Origin of the sequence: Pontivivens marinum (assembly GCF_900231835.1) — a bacterium.
Classification (GTDB): Bacteria; Pseudomonadota; Alphaproteobacteria; order Rhodobacterales; family Rhodobacteraceae; genus Pontivivens; species Pontivivens marinum.
The window spans coordinates 397,756-416,522 of sequence record NZ_OCTN01000001.1 but is presented as its reverse complement, the minus strand read 5'-3'; the positions used below and the strand labels follow the sequence as shown (position 1 = coordinate 416,522).

The window sequence follows — 18,767 nt, the reverse complement described above, 5'->3', positions numbered from 1 at the left end:
ATGACAGACGCGCCAACCCTGCTGCGCCAGATGTTTGATGCGGCGGTTGCTGCGGCATTGCCCTCGCAGGTTTTGGCGGGGCATCTACCGGCCAAGCCTGCGGGCCGTGTGGTTGTGGTCGGGGCGGGCAAAGCCTCCGCCGCGATGGGGGCCGCGTTGGAGGCCGCTTGGGGCCCGTGCGAGGGGCTGATCGTCACCCGTTACGACCATGCCGTGCCCTGCGAAGGGATCGAGATTGTCGAGGCATCTCACCCCGTTCCCGATGCGGCGGGTGAGGACGCGGCGCGGCGTATCCTGAGCTTGGCCGAGGGTTTGGGCGAGGGCGATTTGTTGGTCGCGCTGATTTCGGGCGGTGGATCGTCGCTGCTGTCACTGGGCGCTGATGGGGTTTCGTTGCGGGACAAGCAGGCGTTGAACCGTGTGCTGCTGGCCTCCGGTGCGTCGATTGATGAGATGAATTGCGTGCGCAAGCATGTTTCGGCGGTAAAGGGCGGGCGCTTGGCAGCGGCGGCGTGGCCTGCGCGGGTTCTGAGTCTGGTGATTTCGGATGTGCCGGGGGATGACCCCTCGCATATCGCATCCGGCCCGACGGTGGCGGATGCAACGACCCTGCAAGATGCGCGTGAAATTGTGGCGCGTTACGGCATGGATCTACCCGATTCTGTTGTTGCTGCGCTGGCTGATCCGGCGAATGAGACGCCAAAGACCCTCGATCGGGCGGAGCTGCGGATGATTGCCGCACCGATGGCGTCCCTGCGTGCGGCGCAGGCGATTTGCCCGGTGCCGTGCTTGGTTCTGGGTGATGCGATTGAGGGGGAGGCCCGCGAGGTTGGTCGCGCAATGGCCGGTATGGCGTTGAGCGTTCGGCAGCACGGCCTGCCAATTGCGCCGCCCTGCATTCTGTTGTCAGGCGGCGAAACCACCGTGACCCTGCCCGCCGATGCCACGGGGCGCGGGGGGCGTAACGTGGAATTCCTGATGGGACTGCTGGACGGGCTGGATGGTGCATCGGGTATTCATGCGATTGCATGCGATACGGATGGCGTTGATGGCGCGGCGGAGGTTGCGGGCGCATTGATCGGGCCGCAAACGGATCGATCCGGTCTGAATGGCGCCATGGCGAATTACGACGGCCACGGCCTGTTTGCGCGGCTAAACGCGCAGGTTATCACCGGACCCACATTGACGAATGTGAACGATTTCCGCGCGATATATATCGAATGAGGAATAATGGTACCGACACCCCGGCTCGAACGGGGGACCTCTTGATCCACAATCAAGCGCTCTAACCTACTGAGCTATGACGGCACTGCGGGGGGAATACCGCCCGTTTCCGGCGAATGCAAGGGGTGATCTGGACAGAAGCGAACTTGCGGGGTAGGGCAACGCAAAAGGAGAACGAAAATGGGCATTAATAGCGAGAGCGAGATCGCGGCCAACATCCAGATCGGACCAACCGATTTGGGCATGGTTCGGTTATATGTTGAGGCAGCAGGCATTGACCTGCCACTGGACTTCGATGCGGACGAAGCCGAGGAAATTGCAGAAGAACTGCGCGCAGCAGCGGCACAAGCCCGTGTTGTGGCTGAGCGGATTGCCAAGAAAAAGCGCTGATCTGCTGATCGGAATTTTCTCGGCGCGGATCGGGGTGGGTGCGCGTTATGTGAACATAGGAGGTTCACATGACCGATGATACAAGGACCGAAACCGCACGCCGTCAGGCGCAGATCAACGCGAAAACGCCGGGAATTTATGCGGCTGGCGGGCAGGCAATGACCGCTGCACAGGCCGATACGCTGCAAAATTTATGCGAGATGGCAGGTGAGTCGTTTGATGGATCGCTGAGTCAGGCAGATGCTGCGATTCGGATTGCGCAGTTACAGCGTGAGATGAATGGCTGAGAGTTAACGGCCCCTGAGCAAGCTCGGGGGCCGTCTGCGTTTCAGGACATCAGGCCTTCGGATTTTGCCCAGTGCAGGGTTGCGTTCAGGCAGTTTTCGATTGGGGCGAACAGCTCCTCCACCTCATCGGCAGTGATGGTCATTGGGGGGCAGAACACGATGGAATCGCCTGCCGCGCGCAGAATCACGCCGTTTTTCAATAGCTCGGCGGCCATGAACGCGCCAACCTTGCCCACCGGATCAAAGGTGCCGCGCCCTCCCGGGGTTAGTTCCAGCGCGCCCAGCAGGCCGACGCCTCTGGCCTCACCCACCAGCGGGTTGTCGGAATAGGTGCGCAGGCGGCGCTGAAATTCACCCTCAAGCGATCTGACATGGGCCGGAATATCGCGGCGGCGCATGATGTCGATGGCAGCGGAACCCACGGCGCAGCCCAGCGGGTGGCCGCCATAGGTAAAGCCGTGGCCCAGCGTGCCAATCTCGCCGGAATATCCCTCAATCACGGATGCCATATCGGCGTTGATGGCGACGGCGGAGAGGGGGACGTAGCCGCCGGTCAGCTGCTTTGCCATGCTCATCGAGGTGGGTTGCATGCCCAGCCGTTGCGAGCCGAACCATTCGCCGGTGCGACCAAAGCCGCAGATGACCTCATCCGCGATGCACAGGATATCGTATTTGGCCAAAACCGGTCCGATCGCTTCGAAATAGCCACTGGGGGGCACAATCACCCCGCCTGCGCCCATGACGGGTTCAGCGATGAAGGCAGCGACGGTGTCTGGCCCCTCAGCCAGAATCATCTGCTCCAGCTCGTGGGCGAGGCGGGTGGAAAATTCCAGCTCGGTCTCGCCCTCATGCGCGCCACGGAAATAGTGCGGGGTCGAGGTGTGGTGGATGCGATCCACCGGCAGGTCGAACCCCTTGTGATTATAGGGCAATCCGGTCAGTGAGGCAGAGACGATGGACACGCCGTGATAGCCCTTTACGCGGCTAATGATCTTTTTCTTATCAGGGCGGCCCATGGCGTTGTTGTAATACCATGCCAGCTTGATCTGGGTCTCGTTCGCCTCGGAGCCGCTGGATTGGTAAAACACGCGGGACATGCCGGGGGCGAGGTCCTTGATCTTCTCGGCCAGCTCAATCGCGGGTTCATGGCTGCGCCCGCCGAACAGGTGGTAATAGGGCAGCTTGGCCATTTGGGCCTGCGCCACCTCGATCAACTCCTCGTCGCCAAAACCGAGGCCGCAGCACCACAGGCCGGCCATCCCCTCTAGAAACCGGTTGCCCTGATCGTCGTAAACATAGACGCCCTCGCCCCGCTCAATCACATGCGCGCCGGTCGCGCGATGGGTCACGGCGTTGGTGTAGGGGTGCAGCAGGGCCTCTACATCGCGGGTTTGGGTATTGGTTAATTGAACGGTCATGACATGTCCTCCTACGCGGAGCGTGGGGGAGTGTTGTCGCCATAGCAATGCGTTGAATCGTGATGAATCACATCACGACCTAGCGTGACATTCATGCGAAGGGTGATCTGCACCGTTGATCTTTTGGTCAACTCTTACCACGATGCCGTTATCCAACAGCCAAATGAGGTCATAAATGTCCCTGAAGCCGATTCTAGCCGCCACCGTCGCGCTGAGCGCACTGGCGACGACCGCGCATGCCGATTTCAGCATGACCGTCGTTCACACCAATGATGTGCACAGCCGCATTGAGCCGATCAGCAAATACGATTCATCGTGCAACGCCGAGGACAACACCGCTGGCGAATGCTTTGGCGGCATGGCCCGTTTGGTTAGCGCAATCGCCGAGGCACGCGCAGCCAATGAAAACGTCCTGCTGGTCGATGGTGGCGATCAGTTCCAGGGCACGTTGTTCTACACCTACTATAAGGGTCAGGCAGCCGCTGAGTTCATGAACCTGATGGAGTACGACGCGATGACCGTGGGCAACCACGAATTCGACGACGGTCCTGAGGTTCTGCGTGGATTTATGGATACGGTTAACTTCCCCGTCCTGATGTCCAACGCGGATGTTTCGGCGGAGCCGCTGCTGGACGGCGTGCTGAACAAATCCTCCATCGTGACCATCGGTGGTGAGGTGATCGGCCTGATCGGTCTGACGCCTGAGGAAACCTCGGTTCTGTCCTCGCCGGGTAACAATGTGACCTTCTCGAACCCGATCGACGCCGTGCGCGCCGAGGTTGAGCGGTTTGAGGCGCAGGGCATCAACAAGATCGTTGTGCTCAGCCATTCCGGTTACAATGTCGATCTGGAAGTCGCTGCCGCGGTTGAGGGTGTGGACGTGATCGTTGGCGGTCACTCAAACACGTTCCTGTCCAATCTGGACGAGGATGCAGATGGCCCATACCCAACTATGGTTGGAAATACGGCGGTTGTTCAGGCCTATGCCTACACCAAATATCTGGGCGAGTTGCAGATCACATTCGATGATGATGGCAACCTGATCTCCGCAACCGGTGAGCCTCGCCTACTGGATGCCAGCGTGACCGAGGATGTCGCAACTGTTGCGCGTGTTGAGGAGCTGGCAGGCCCGCTGGATGAAATCCGCAACCGTGTGATCGGCTCCACCTCTGCGTCCATTGATGGCGACCGTTCGTCCTGTCGTGCCGTTGAGTGCGAGATGGGTGCGTTGGTCACCACCGCAATGCTGGAGCGTCTTGAGGGGCAGGGCATCGACGTCGCAATCGTTAACGGTGGCGGCCTGCGTTCGTCCATTGACGCGGGTGAGGTCACCATGGGTGAGGTGCTGACGGTTCTGCCGTTCCAGAACACTTTGGCCACGTTCAACCTGACCGGTGCCGGTATTCTGACCGCGCTGGAAAACGGTGTTAGTCAGGTTGAGGATGGCGGCGGTCGCTTCCCACAGGTTGGCGGCATGCGCTTCACATGGGATCCGGCAGCCGAAGTTGGCGCACGTATCGTTTCGGTTGAGATCGAGGGCGAGGACGGTTCGTTCACCGCACTGGACCCAAGCGCGATCTACGGCGTTGCCTCCAACAACTTCATGCGTGGTGGCGGCGATGGTTACGCCGTCTTCGCTGATGAGGGCACGAATACTTACGATTACGGCCCCGGTCTGGAAGTTGTTCTTGCAGATTATCTGGCCGCAGCGGGTGATTATGTTCCGGGAATCGGTGGTCGGATCACTTCTGTCGAGTAAGGCGCACAGTAAGACCTAGCGTCACAATACAACCATGGGGCGTGTCACTGAAAAGTGGCGCGCCCTCTTCGTTGCAAAATGCACTGTTCTACGTGTTTTTACTGGACGTGACGGGGGTGCGGGCCTACTCGGATTGAGAGTGAATAGGGCTGGGTGGGCCTAATTGCGGTCACATTTAACCGATAGTTAACCACCATCAGAGAGCGTCGTGGGGGCGATCTCTCCCGACTCCATGCGATGGAGTCGCTTCAAGGGACACGCAGCAAGTGCTGCAAAAGAGGATCGAATGTATGGGCCGCAGTAGCAATTATTCCTGGAACAGTTTCACGGTTATCGATGAGAACTCGATCCGTACTGACAGCAACTTCAGCACCGGCGACAGCTTCACCTATTCGGGTGCTGATGCGACGATGTATGTCAGCGACAATGATTCCGGTCTGGCTGGCGACAGTGGTCGTAATGCGAACGAGCAGGGTTCGGACAATCAGTCCGGTTGGCTGAACGAGGACGGAAACTGGACCGATGCCGGTAACGTCTACTGGGAAGGCTACTTCGTCGTGCACGGCGATGATGGCAACACCTACTACATGATCGAGATCGAGGGCACGAACCTGCCTGACGGCGGCAACGATCACTTCGCGTTCTACGGTGCAGTTCCTGCGCAGGGCGTTGAGCTGACCGCTGCATGCTACTACGGCGATTGTGGCTCGCTGAGCTATGCCTGCCTAGACGGCGGTGAGATCGGTTCGCATGCTTCGGCGCCTGATGCGGATGACGACTTCCTTGCTGTTATGCAGGGCGAAGGCTTTGGCGATAACGACATCAACGTTCTGCTGAACGATGCGTCCAACACATCCGAGGCGCTGGTCGTCAAGGAAATCGACGGCTCCGCATCGCTGGTCGGCGTTTGGATCGATCTGGAAGATGGCGGCCGCGTTCTGGTTGCTGCTGACGGTTCCGTTGATTTCGATGCTGCTGGCGACTTCGATGCACTGGGTGCAGGCGAGACGGCAACTGTCTCCCTCGACTACACGGTTCTGAATTCCGACGGCCTGACAGATACCGCGACACTGACCATCGAAGTTACCGGCGTAAACGATGCGCCTGTTGCTGTTGATCAGGCGGTTCGCACCTCCGAGGACGAGGCCGTTACTGGCAACGTTATGGACGGCGCATTCGACGTAGACGGCGACGTTGTCACGTTGGACGGCACATCGCTGGGCGCGATCGGTGAGGCAATCGAGGTTACCACTGCGAACGGCTATACCGGTACGGTTGTTGTGAACGCAGACGGCACATACACCTATACTCCGGGTGCTGATGCGAACGACATGGCCGAGGGTGAGACGGACACGTTCAGCTTCGACTTCACTGTTAAGTCGCAGGATGGTTTCACAACCATCGACAGCACACGCACAATCGACTTCGAAGAGTTCAACACCGGTGAGACGATCACCAACCAGATCGACGGTGTTACCATCAACGTTCATGCCTATAACAAGTGCATTGACGAGGCGATGATCTTCGACTCCAACAACCCGACCGGCGGCGACTGGGATCTGGCGACTGATACGCAGGGCAACCTGCTGATCATCTCCGAGGACGGCCACGAGTGGGATCCTGATGATAACGCTGCTGGCGGCGAAATCCGCTTCTCCTTCGATGAGCCTACTGATGTCAGCTCGCTGACCATCGTAGACAACGAAGAAGGTGTCTGGATCGGTTTCTTTGATGAGAACTGGTGCAAGACTGGCGAGCAGTGGGTCAGCGGCGGCTCCAACAACTCCATCAACGAAGTTGCGCTGAACGGTGTAGACGTTTCGTACATGGTTGTTGTGCTCAAGGGGTCCGGCGGCATCGACGATCTGGTGCTGGGTTCGACTGAGGAAGTCCCTGCCTATGTTTACGACACCGCGACGGTCACTGTGACCATCGACGGCGCGTCGGACGGGCCGGTTATCTCGGTCGAGAACGACACAAACACCACTGACGAAGATACCGCTGTTTCGGGCAACATCCTGGAGAACGACGCAACGACCGAGGGGACGCTGGCCGTTTCCGCGATCGAGGGCGGCGTTGTTGGCGAGAGCTTTGAAGTGACCTCCGAGGGTGGTCTGACCGGTCTGCTGACAGTGAACGCAGACGGTTCCTACACCTTCGAGCCTAACGAAGGCTTCGAGGAGCTGAACGACGGCGACGTTGACACAATCAGCCTGAACTACACTGCAACTGCGACCACGACTGTTGCGACTCCTGATGATCGCCTGATCGTCAACGGCGACTTCGAGGGTGGCGGTTCCGAGCTGCTGTTCAACACCAGCGGCACAGACGGTCAGTGGAACTATCTCGATCAGGATCTGGTTGAGGGCTGGTCGGTTCTGGAAGGCGATATCGAACTGCAAAGCGGTAACGTTGGCGGTTCGGAAAACATCGACACCAACAACACCGTGGCTGAGCTGGACGCGCGCTTTAACAGCACGCTGTATCAGGATGTCTACGCTGGTTCCGACGGTTCCTTCGAGCTGAGCCTCGACTTCTATGCACGCGCCCTGAACGGCGAAATCGACGACACTTCGGGTGTTTCGGTTCTGGTTGACGGGGTTGTTGTTGCAACGCTGAACTCCGACGATCTGGAGAAGAAGTCCCTGACGGTCAATTTCGACCTGACTGAGGGCGATCACCGCATCGCATTCGAGGGTCTGCCAGTCAGCGACAGCTATGGCGGCCGTATCGATAACGTCGTGATGACCCGCACCTCGGGTGAGACTGCTGGTGAAACGGCCTCGGCTGACGGCACGCTGACCATCACAGTGACCGGCGTAACAGACAATGTTGCACCAGTTGTTGAGGTTGTTGCCGCGCTGACCGATGAGGCGACACCTGTTTCCGGCAACCTGCTGGACGATGCGACCGACGCGGATGGCGATGTCATCACTGTTGAGAGCATCACCGCTGGCGCATTGGGTGAGGGCGTTAGCGTCACCACCGATGGCGGCAACACCGGTACGCTGATCGTTAACGCAGACGGTTCGTTCACCTTCACGCCGGATGGTGTTGATCTGGATATGGGTCAGACAGACACAATCACCTTCGGCTATACCGCCACTGACGGTCAGGCGACGGCATCGTCCACTGCGACGATCACCATCACTGGCCTGAACGAAGGTCCTGTTGCCACGGCGCAGAGCTTCGCAATCAGCGAGCAGAACGCTGAGGGTCAGAACAGCACCGCAGCGGGCAACCTGCTGAACGGCGCGACTGATGCGGATGGCGACACGATCACAGTCTCCGGTATCTCCGCCGGTGCACTGGGTGAGACGCTGGCAGTAACCACCGCAGCGGGCGTTGCGGCGCTGCTGACAGTGGCTGCTGATGGTTCGTTCACACTGTCCTCGGCTGATGACAGCATGGATCTGGGCGAGACTGACAGCTACACCTTCGACTTCACTGTTGTGTCGTCGGGTGGTGTAACGGATCAGTTCGACACGCAGACCGCGACTGTTACCATCGCTGGTGTGAATGTTGGTCCTGCGGCGCAGAACATCGATCTGAGCATGGATGAGGCATCCACCGCCCCAACCACACCAAACGCAATCGACGGCGATCTGCTGGCCGGTGCGGTTGATGCGGATGGCGATGCGATGTCCCTGCAATCCACCACACTGGGTGCGATTGGCGGTACACGTCTGGTCACGACTGAAGGCGGCCAAAGCGGTCTTCTTCAGATCAATGATGACGGTACGTTCACCTTCACATCGACCAGCGATGCGCTGGACCTGACCGAAACCGATACCCTGACCTTCGATTACACAATCGCATCGTCGGGCGGCACCACGGTTCAGACCGACACAAAGACGGTGACGATCACCATCAACGGCCTGAACGATGCGCCGGTTGCTATCTCGCAGAGCATCACGCTGAACGAGATGAACGATCAGGGTCTGACCAGCACCGCTGCTGGCAACCTGTTGTTCGATGCAACGGATATCGACGGTGACACGCTGGTTCTGGCATCCACCACGGTTGGCACAATTGGTGATACGGTTTCCGTCACCACCGATGGCGGTCGTACCGGTGAGTTGACGATCAACACCGATGGTACATTCTCGTTCGTATCCACCGATGACAGCCTGGACCTGGGTGAGGCAGACAGCATCACCTTCGACTTCACGGTTGAATCCACCGGTGGCGTGGTTACGCAATCCGACACGGCAACGGCGACGATCAACATCAACGGCGTGAACGTGGCGCCTGTGACGGTCAACTCGACCTTCCAGATATCCGAGGCGAACGATCAGGGCCTGAGCAACGTTGTCACTGGCAACCTGCTGGACGGTGCTACGGATGCTGATGGCGATGCGATCACTGTGTTCTCGACCTCGGTCGGTGCCGTGGGGGAGACGGTTATTGTCACAACCACCAGCGGTCATGACGCTGAACTGACGATTGGTGCGGACGGTTCGTTCACATTGACCGCTCTGGACAGCTCCATGGACCTGAACGAGAGCGACATGGTGGTGATTGAATTCACCGCAGTTTCCTCGGGCGGTGTGACGCAGCAGTTCTCCTCCTCGCAGGCAACGATCAACATCAACGGCGTGAACGTTGCGCCGATTGCTGGCGATGTTGGTGTGGTGGTGTTCGAGCAGAACAACATTGGCGAAATCTCCACGGTTTCGGGCGATCTGCTTGCAAACTCCACGGATGCGGATGGCGATGCGATTTCGCTGGTCTCCACATCGTTGGGCGCAATCGGTGAGGCTGTTGCAGTCACAACCACCGAGGGTGGCACTGGCCTGCTGACGATCAACGCGGATGGCACATTCACCTATGTGTCCACCTCGACCGATCTGGATCAGGATCAGCCTGATTTCATCACCTTCGAGTTCACCGTAGAATCGACTGGCGGAACCACGGTTCAGTCCTCCACCGCGACTGCAACGATTGATATCAACGGCATCAACTCTCCGCCGATTGCTATCGATCAGGCATACACCACGGATGAGGACACCGAGCTGCTGAACGTCAACATTATGGATGGCGCAAGCGATCCAGATGGTGATGCGGTTACGTTGGCTGGTATCAGCGACGGGATGAGCCTTTCGACCTCCGGTCGCTTCGGTAATGTTGTTGCGAACAACATCATCACCGATAACGGCCTGACCGGTACGTTGACGGTCTTCGTTGATGGTTCGATGCGCTATCAGCCTAGCGCACAAGCCGCTGAGATCATGAATGCCGGTGATATCGATACGTTCACCTTCCAGTACACTGTTGAATCCAGCGATGGTGGTGTGGTCCAGACCGATACGAAGTCCGTAACGGTTACGATCACTGGCGCTGATGATGCAGCACCAAACACGCCACCGGTTGCGACTGGCCAGATCATCGAGATCCTTGAGACGGAAGTCGCCACTGGCGATCTGTCGGCTCTGGTGACCGATAATGACATCGGTGACACGATCACGATCGAAACAGTTGCGGGTCAGACGCTTGTTCCGGGTGCGGCGATTGAGCTGACCTCGGCTGGCAAGGGCTGGACCGGTACGCTGACGGTTGAGGCAGACGGTACGTTTGCCTTCGATCCTAGCGATCAGTTCCTTGCACTGAACGATGGTCAGAGCGAGATCGTCTCCTTCAACTACTCCGCATCTGACGCGGCTGGTGAGGGTGATTCCGCTACGATCGAGATCGTTGTGAATGGTGAGGGTTCGGATGCCGGCGTTTCGGCAGATGTGAACTACTACTTCCTGATCGATGCTTCGGCCTCGATGTTCGTCAATGTTGCGTCGCTCGATTGCGATTTCAACGGCGACGGCAGCACCAGCTGGATCGACCTTTCGATCGAGATGGCAGGTCAGTTGGGTGAAGTGCTGCCAACGGTTTGGGATAACTTCTCCGACCTCAGCACATCGAGCAGCTACTTCACATACGGTTCCACCGCGACGGAGATCGGCAGCCCATATGACATCGATGGCAGCCTTGCTTCCTCCTCGAACCTCAGCGGTGCACTGACATCGTTGCAGAGCGAGATGGATGAAAATGCGGATAACCGCGTGTTCATCTTCACCGGTGGTGGTTCGTCCAGCACAGGTGCCGAGGATGCGGTTGAGGCATTGGTCGATGACTACAACGCCACCATCTCCACCTATGCAATTGGTGCGGAAAGTGGTCTGGGCGGTCTGTTGGATGATCTGCTGGATGTGGTCGGTCTGGACGGCGATACGCCAACCATCGACGATTGTGACGATATCCCGCAGGAAGTTCTGGACGCTGAGCTGGCGCTGGTTGACGAACTGTTCTTCATCACCTGATAGGGTTTTGAGCCAAATAAAAGGGGGCGCAACCTGTCGGTTGCGCCCCCTTTTTCGTTTCGTGATTTAGGTTTTTAGCTGTTGGCGCTGATAAAGGCGACAATACCGGCAGCAATGGCACCCAGCACAACCGCGATAGCGATCTTGACCGGCGACCATGGACGCTCACCGGTGACGGCGCCGGTACGTGCATTGACGACAAAACGATAACTTTTACCGCGGAACCGATAGGCGGCGATCCAGACGGGCACGAGGATATGCTTATAGGTCACATCCGATAGCGTGACCTGCATATCGTCGATCCGCTGCCGGTCACCGCCGATATCGCGTTTGATAAGGGTTTGGACCTCACCGTCGATCATTTGCTCGGCGAGGGTTTTCGCCTCAACCACATCGATGGAATAGGCCTCGGCCCTAAAACCGGCGAGGAATTGCGGGCGATAGGGTTCCAGGGCGGACAGATCGAAATGCGAGATTTTGCGGATCTGATTCTCGGGCAAGGTACGGGAGCCTGTCACCAGCACATCGTCAAAGAAGTGTGAGACATGCCCGCTGACCGGTCGCCAGCGGATCGTGGTTTGCTTCTTCCCATCACTAACGGTGCGTTTGTGCTTGGTTCCGCGCTGACCGCGATAATCGGTTTCCGTCTGCGCGTCGAAGGTCCAGTAGGGCAGGTAGATGCCCTGTAATTTGTGATCCGAGCGCGCATATTTTTTCAGCGCATTCGGGGCAAACCATAGCCCGCGCAGCCATTTCTGCATCGCATTCTGCCCGCCACCCTGATCGATATCAAAGGGCAGGATGCCGCGTGGTTTGATGTGGCGGTTTATGCCGGTTCCGGTGACCATGGGCGAGGCGCAGAAGGGGCACTCCGCCGCGTGTTCATTCGGATCAAACTCAACCTGCGCGCCGCAGGAGGTGCACTGGACAACGCGGGTTTCCTCCATCTCCGGCTCTGCCGTGGTGGCTAGCGCGCCGCGGATATCGTTTTCCGCGACGGCTGATCGATCCCATGGCGATGCGGCGGGCATCCCCTCGGTCGCGCCGCAATGATCGCAGCGCAATAACCGCTCGCCCGGTGCGAAACGCAGGTCGGAACCGCACGTCCCGCAGGGGAAGCGGTGGGTCTCAAGCTCACCCATGGATTAAACGCCCGGCGGTGGGGGCGGCGGTGGCATGACGGTAAAGAGTTGCGCCAGCTCCTGAATGTCGCCTGCCTTGGTCCAGCCCGCAGCGCCAGCAGTCCAGACGAGGGTGTCGCGGGTCAGTCCGCCCTCCTGTACCATGCGGCCAAGGCGTGCCTTGGAGTAGGGGCCGTGGGTCGCGCCGTTTTCGGCGATGTGCCAAACGTGCTCGACCGGTGGTGGTGGGGGTGGTGCGGCTGCGGCAGGAGCGGCTGCGGCTGGTGCGCTGCCCCATGGGCCGTTTTGCGCCATCGCCATGCCCATTCCCATGCCGAGCCCTGCGCCCATACCGCCACCGGGGTTTTTCGCGGCCTCTGCCATTGCCTCGGCTGCCTGAAACTGCGTGTAGCGGCCCAGATCGCCGACAACGCCCATGGAGGTGCGGCGGTCCATTGCTTGCTCCACTGCGGCGGGCAGCGAGATGTTCTCGATCATCAGCATCGGCAATTCGATGCCGTATTCTGCGATTTCAGGCGCGATTTTCGCGGCCACGAATTTCGCCAGATCATCGGTATTCGCCGCCATATCCAGCACGGGAATTCCCGAACCCGCAATCGCGGTCGAGAAGCGGGACACGATGATATTTCGCAACTGATATGTGATCTCAGCCGTGGTGAATTCACCGTCGGTGCCCACGATTTCCTGCATGAATTTCGCAGGATCCGTGATGCGGACAGTATAGGTGCCGAATGCGCGCAGGCGAACGGGGCCGAATTCGGGGTCACGACACATGATCGGGTTTTTTGTACCCCATTTCAGGTCGGTGAACCGTGTGGTGGAAACGAAGTAGATCTCGGACTTGAACGGCGACTGGAAGGCGTGGTCCCAGTGCTGCAACGTCGTCATGATCGGCATGTTGTTCGTTTCGAGCATATACAGGCCCGGTGCGAACACGTCTGCGATCTGGCCTTCGTGCACGAAAACGGCGGCTTGCCCCTCACGCACGGTCAGTTTCGCGCCGTATTTGATGGCATGGCCTTCACGCTCGAAGCGGTGGACCATTTTGTCGCGGTTATCCTCGGTCCAGTGAATGACGTCGATAAATTCGCCGCGCAGGAAGTCGAAAATGGGCATTGGGTTCTCCTTGTGGGGCGCGGGGCCCCCTTCCTAACCCTCCCCCGTTGGTGCGAGGGAGGGGACGTGCGTGGGTTAAACCTGATCGGTAACCGGTTGTGCTACGTTTGCTGCCTTGGCGCTGGCCAGCGTTTCCTTGAGCTTTTGCTCCATGGATTGCAGCTCTACCTCGGCGGCGGCGCGTTTTGCCTTACCCTCATCCGCGATTTGCAGGCTCTCCTGAATTGTGTCGATCAGGCGCTGGTTTGCATCCTTGACCGCGTCGATGTCGAAGACGCCGCGTTCCATTTCCGTGCGGATTTCGCGGTTGGCGGTTTGCAGGTTTTCGGCGTTCTGGCGCAGCAGATCGTTGGTCAGATCGTTTGCATCGCGCACAACGGTTGCGGCCTCGCGGCTGCGATGGATGGCGATGCCCTGTGCCAACTGGTTTTCCCACAGGGGCACGGTGTTCACGAGGGTTGAGTTGATTTTTGTCACCAAGCTCTTGTCGTTTTCCTGAACCAGGCGGATCGAGGGCAGCGATTGCATCGTCACCTGACGGGTCAGTTTCAGGTCGTGGACGCGGCGTTCCAGATCATCACGGGCGGCGCGTAGGTCGCGCAGCTCCTGCGCCTTCATCACGCCCTGATCCTCGGGTGCTGCCTCAACGGCGGCAACCTTGGCGGGGATGTCGTTGGCGTCCAGATCGGCCAGCTTTGCCTCACCAGCCGCGATGTACAGCGCAAGCTCGTCATAGAAATCGAGGGTCTTTTCATAGAGCAGGTCGAGCGATTTGATGTCCTTGAGCAGGGTATGCTCATGCTCCAGCAGCTCATCGGTGATGCGGTCGATCTGGCCCTGCACTTCCTCGAACTTCGCGGTGAAGTTGGCGAGTGGCGCGGCGCGGCCCAGCAGTTTTTGCCACCAGCTACGCTCCGCGTTCGGGTCCAGTTCTGCGGCGGAAAACCCGCGCAGCGAGGATACCATGTCGCGCAGGGAATTGCCGGCGGGGCCGATATCCTTGTTGCGCACGCCTGCCAGCATTTGCTGCGAGATGACCTGCAATTCGGATTGCGCGCCTGAACCGAAGCGGATGATGGACTGTGTGTCCTCCATGTCCAGCTCCGCCACGCGGGTGTCGATCTGATCCTGTGGCACGGAACCGGCAACGACGGGCAGATTGGCGTCCGTGGGCTCGGGCAGCAGGGTAGAGGTGACGATCTCTGCCTCGCGCAATGCGGTCTCGGCTTTGGTGCGGATGGTCTCGGAAGGCATGGTTCACTCCATCTTTCTAGGGCGGACGCCCTCTTGTTGCAGTCGGTCGCGCAGCACCTCGATTTCGATGTCGAGGGCAGAGCGGTCATTTTCAATCAAGGTGGCACTTTTTGCGTTAAAGCGCATCTCGAGATCATCAAGCAGGGCGAGGTAATCCTGACGCGCCGCTGTTTCAGGGGCGCGTGCCCACAGGTCTGCGAATTGCGCTGTCGCATCCCGTGCGCCTGACAGGTACACTCCAAGGTAGCGGCGGGCACCGGCCAGATCACGGGGGTCTTCCTCAATCCGGCGGAACATATCGCGGGCGGCGGCGGCAAAGCTGTCGACACGCGCGGCGACGTTGCGGTCACGGATGCGGCTGGCCTGTGCGATTAGGTCGGCGAGCAGGGCTTCCGCCTTGTCCACGGCACCGGCAACGCGGTCGCGGTCGAAATCGGAAATGTCCGAGCTGCCCTTGGCCCGCATCGGGTCCAGACCAAATGCGGCGACATGTGCGGTGGCCGCGACAACGCCATAGACGGCGCCCTGCACTACACCGAGTTCCCATCCCACAGCCGCACCCAATGCGACGCCGATGCCCATGGCAACAGCACCTGCAATTTTGCGCGGGGCACGGGGGGCATGGGCGACGGTGCGGGCGGCATAGGCGTCCTCGGCCTTTAGCCCCTCACGGGTTAGCCAGACGCCGCCAGCCATTGCGGCAAAGGCGGCCAGTTCGCCCACCGCTTGCAATGCATCGCCCGAGCCAAGCTCAAGCAAGCCTGCGGCCAACATCGGGAATGCCGCGACCGAAACCAGTGTCAGGCGTCCGGTCCAGCGTTGCACGGTCCGGCCGGACCATGCTGATTTTTGCGGGGCCTGATTTTGTGAGGCCCGATTTTGCGGAGATTGGGGCGCGTCGGTCGCGCCGCCATTGCTGAACTGCCCGCCAAAACGACGGGCCATCAGATTGGCCCTCCGAATGCCTTGAACGCGACGACGGCGACGACGACCACCAGTATTGCGGTGGCCACGCGTCCAATGTTGCCTCGTCCCATATGATGCTCCTGATTTAATCCGTTCGCATTATTATAGGCACTCAGAGGTCTGATCGCTACTGCGCAGGGCCATTACTAACATGTTCTGGCGAAGTTTGTGTGCGGCGATGCGCACGTACGGCCTCCAGTTTGCGCCGATAGCCGGTTTGCAGGACCTGTACGACGAACAGCACCACGATCGAGAAGTAGAAGGTGGATTTGGACATGGCCAGAACCTCGTAGCCGAACAGTTTCATATGCGCCTGATGTCCGCCCTCACCCAACAGAACCACACCGACGATCAGCAGGACCATCAGGCCCAGAACCTCGTACATGCGGTTCTTCTCGATGAATTCGGACACGGTGTCGGCCAGCAGCAGCATGGCCAGACCCGAGAGCAGGATCGCAATGGCGAGGATCGGGAAGACGGTTGTGATCGCAATGGCGGACAGGATCGAATCAAAGCTGAAGATCAGGTTCATGAACACGATCATCGCAATGACAGAGGCCGCGGAGCGGCGCTGCTTGCTCTCCACCCCGTGGCCAAGGTGGTCCATCGCCAGCAGGTGCGCGATTTCCTTGACCGCTGTGTACATGATGAAGCCGCCACCAAACAGGAAGACCAGAGTGGCAAAGGTGAACTCGCCGGTGATGATCCCCTCAAAATTCAGGCTGAACAATGTTTGGGACAGGGTTTGCAGCAATTGGATCATCACGAAGAGCAGGATGATGCGCAGTGCAATGGCGATCAGAATACCCCAGCGGCGCACGCGGGCCTGATCCGCGATCGGCGCACGCTGCGATTCGATGGAGATATAGAGCAGGTTATCAAAGCCCAATACGGCCTGAAGGAAGATCAGCATCACCAGGGTGCCGAGGTTTTCGAGTGTGAGCAATTCCATGACGCTACCTTATTTCGTAAGCCTCACCGGCTTCGCTTTGCAATTGGGTTGGGTTCTACAATTTAGCACAGGGTAGTCAAAGTTTTGCTTTGGAAAAATTATGCTTGCGTTGAACGAAGGCCTGTTTTCAGCTACATTCCCAGTACCCTGAAGACTATTCAGCGCGTCATTGGCGTGCCGGGGCGGTTGAGGGGAAAGCGAAGGCAGGGCACGTTGCCCTACCACACTACTCTAAGGACCGTCAGTAATGGCCAAAGGTATCGTCAAGTGGTTCAACTCTGAAAAGGGTTATGGATTCATTCAACCGGATGACGGCGGAAAGGACATTTTCGTCCACATCTCCGCTGTTCAACAAGCTGGACTACAGTCTCTGCAGGACAATCAACCGATCGAGTATGAATTGATCGACGGTCGTGATGGCCGCAAGAGCGCGGGCGACCTGGTCGTTTAACGCACTCCACATTACCGAAATTCAAAGGGGTGCCTGCGGGTGCCCCTTTTTTATGGCTGGTATCGGACCGCAGATCGGAGCGGGACTTCACCCCGAAACTGTCCTATCTGGATGGGTGTAATTTACGAATGGATACCTGACGATGGCCACCACGCTCCTCCTGGGCCAGACCCTGAGCTTTGACGACAACCCGTTTACCGCTGGATTGGGCGCTGTGCGTCACCATTCCACCGGTGCGATCCTGCTGCGCGACGGGATGATCGTGGAGGTTGGTGATGCATCCGATCTGCGCGCGCGGCATGTGGATTGCACGGTCGTGGATCATGGCGATGCGTTGTTGATTGCCGGATTCGTCGATTCGCACGTGCACTATCCACAGACGGGAATCATCGCCAGTTGGGGCAAACGCCTGATCGATTGGCTGGAGACATATACCTTCCCCGAGGAAATGCGGTTCGGCGATGCGGATCATGCGCAACTGATCGCGGGGATGTATTTCGATTTCTCGCTGGCCAATGGCATCACCAGTGCGGCGAGTTTCTGCACCATCCATCCTGAGAGCGTGGACGCTTACTTTACCGCTGCGCAGGCGCGCGGGATGCGGATGATCGGCGGCAAGGTGATGATGGATCGCAACGCGCCCGAGGGGCTGCGCGATACGGCGCAAACGGGATATGACCAGTCCAAGGCGCTGCTGGAAAAATGGCACGGTGTAGACCGGTTGGGTTATGCGATCACGCCGCGTTTTGCCCCGACCTCAACCCCCGCGCAATTGCAGGCGGCGGGGGCGCTATGGGCCGAAAGCCCGACCTGTGCCATGCAAACGCATCTGAGCGAGCAGCGTGAGGAAATCCAGTGGATGAAGGAACTTTACCCCGATCATCCCGACTACCTGTCCGTCTATGAGCAATACGGTTTGACCGGTGCGGGCGCGATCATGGGACATTCTATCTATCTGACCGAGCGTGAGATCACAGCACTGGCCGCGACAGGATCGGGGGTGGCGCATTGCCCGACCTCGAACACCTTTATCGGATCGGGCCTATGCGATGTGCGCGGATTGATGCAGCGGGGCATTCCCATCGGCTTGGCCACGGATGTTGGCGGCGGGTCCAGCTTCTCGATGTTGCGGACCATGGCTGCGGCCTATGAGGTTGGGCAATTGCGTGGTGACAGCCTGCATGCTGCCGAACTGCTGTGGCTGGCCACGCAGGGTGCCGCCGATACGTTGCGCATCGGGGATAAGGTCGGCAATCTGGTTGCGGGGCGCGAGGCGGACATCACGGTTCTGGACCTCAGCTCAACCCCCGTGATTGCACAACGCGCCGCGCGAGCCGATGACATTTGGGGGGCGTTGTTCCCCACAATCATGCTGGGCGATGATCGCGCCGTGCGTCAGGTTTACGTCGCCGGTCGCCCGATGATGCCTGCGAAGGGGCACCAGATGTTGCCTGATGCTTGAACCCAGCCGCCACCGCCGCTACACCCTGACCG

13 protein-coding genes and 1 tRNA gene are annotated in these 18,767 nt (G+C 59.0%); 7 read left to right on the top strand and 7 right to left on the bottom strand.

The window, feature by feature from the left end; translation table 11 throughout:
* Window positions 1-1,224: a glycerate kinase type-2 family protein gene (locus tag CR254_RS02090; RefSeq protein ID WP_097928147.1), complete on the top strand. Its 1,224-nt coding sequence runs from the start codon at window positions 1-3 to the stop codon at window positions 1,222-1,224.
* 7 nt (window positions 1,225-1,231) lie between these two features.
* Here CR254_RS02090 and CR254_RS02085 read toward each other — a convergent pair.
* Window positions 1,232-1,308 (bottom strand) — tRNA-His (locus tag CR254_RS02085).
* 96 nt (window positions 1,309-1,404) lie between these two features.
* Here CR254_RS02085 and CR254_RS02080 point away from each other — a divergent pair.
* Complete coding sequence (locus tag CR254_RS02080) at window positions 1,405-1,614, top strand: DUF6324 family protein (RefSeq protein WP_097928146.1); 210 nt, start codon at window positions 1,405-1,407, stop codon at window positions 1,612-1,614.
* A 68-nt stretch (window positions 1,615-1,682) separates the two neighbouring features.
* Window positions 1,683-1,901, top strand: coding sequence for a DUF3072 domain-containing protein (locus CR254_RS02075; protein WP_097928145.1), 219 nt, complete (start codon window positions 1,683-1,685; stop codon window positions 1,899-1,901).
* Window positions 1,902-1,942: 41 nt separating this feature from the next.
* Here the strand turns inward: CR254_RS02075 and CR254_RS02070 are convergent, their stop codons facing one another.
* Window positions 1,943-3,319 (bottom strand): aminotransferase, encoded by a 1,377-nt coding sequence (locus CR254_RS02070; protein ID WP_097928144.1) that lies wholly within the window; start codon window positions 3,317-3,319, stop codon window positions 1,943-1,945.
* A gap of 175 nt (window positions 3,320-3,494) precedes the next feature.
* Here CR254_RS02070 and CR254_RS02065 point away from each other — a divergent pair, with 175 nt between their 5' ends.
* Both CR254_RS02065 and CR254_RS02060 read left to right on the top strand, forming a co-directional pair.
* Entirely contained in the window at window positions 3,495-5,078 is a 1,584-nt protein-coding gene (locus CR254_RS02065) for a bifunctional metallophosphatase/5'-nucleotidase (RefSeq protein ID WP_097928143.1), read from the top strand.
* A 290-nt stretch (window positions 5,079-5,368) separates the two neighbouring features.
* Window positions 5,369-11,392, top strand: a complete 6,024-nt coding sequence (locus CR254_RS02060; protein WP_097928142.1) for a beta strand repeat-containing protein — start codon at window positions 5,369-5,371, stop codon at window positions 11,390-11,392.
* 74 nt (window positions 11,393-11,466) lie between these two features.
* Here CR254_RS02060 and CR254_RS02055 read toward each other — a convergent pair whose 3' ends face one another.
* From CR254_RS02055 to CR254_RS02035, 5 genes are all read right to left on the bottom strand, one after another.
* Window positions 11,467-12,534, bottom strand: coding sequence for a TFIIB-type zinc ribbon-containing protein (locus CR254_RS02055; protein ID WP_097928141.1), 1,068 nt, complete (start codon window positions 12,532-12,534; stop codon window positions 11,467-11,469).
* Window positions 12,535-12,537: 3 nt separating this feature from the next.
* Window positions 12,538-13,650 carry an SPFH domain-containing protein gene (locus CR254_RS02050; RefSeq protein ID WP_097928140.1) on the bottom strand — a complete coding sequence of 371 codons (1,113 nt, stop codon included), beginning with the start codon at window positions 13,648-13,650 and terminating at the stop codon, window positions 12,538-12,540.
* Window positions 13,651-13,725: 75 nt separating this feature from the next.
* Window positions 13,726-14,904 carry a toxic anion resistance protein gene (locus CR254_RS02045; RefSeq protein ID WP_097928139.1) on the bottom strand — a complete coding sequence of 393 codons (1,179 nt, stop codon included), beginning with the start codon at window positions 14,902-14,904 and terminating at the stop codon, window positions 13,726-13,728.
* Window positions 14,905-14,907: 3 nt separating this feature from the next.
* Window positions 14,908-15,849, bottom strand: coding sequence for a 5-bromo-4-chloroindolyl phosphate hydrolysis family protein (locus CR254_RS02040; RefSeq protein WP_097928138.1), 942 nt, complete (start codon window positions 15,847-15,849; stop codon window positions 14,908-14,910).
* 148 nt (window positions 15,850-15,997) lie between these two features.
* On the bottom strand, window positions 15,998-16,822 hold the full coding sequence (locus tag CR254_RS02035) for a TerC family protein (protein WP_097928137.1): 825 nt from the start codon (window positions 16,820-16,822) through the stop codon (window positions 15,998-16,000).
* A gap of 247 nt (window positions 16,823-17,069) precedes the next feature.
* Here CR254_RS02035 and CR254_RS02030 point away from each other — a divergent pair, with 247 nt between their 5' ends.
* Both CR254_RS02030 and guaD read left to right on the top strand, forming a co-directional pair.
* Window positions 17,070-17,273: a cold-shock protein gene (locus CR254_RS02030; RefSeq protein ID WP_097928136.1), complete on the top strand. Its 204-nt coding sequence runs from the start codon at window positions 17,070-17,072 to the stop codon at window positions 17,271-17,273.
* A 142-nt stretch (window positions 17,274-17,415) separates the two neighbouring features.
* The gene (gene guaD / locus CR254_RS02025; RefSeq protein ID WP_097928135.1) at window positions 17,416-18,735 is read left to right on the top strand and encodes a guanine deaminase; all 1,320 of its coding nucleotides are present in this window, start codon (window positions 17,416-17,418) and stop codon (window positions 18,733-18,735) included.
* Window positions 18,736-18,767 lie beyond the last annotated feature (32 nt).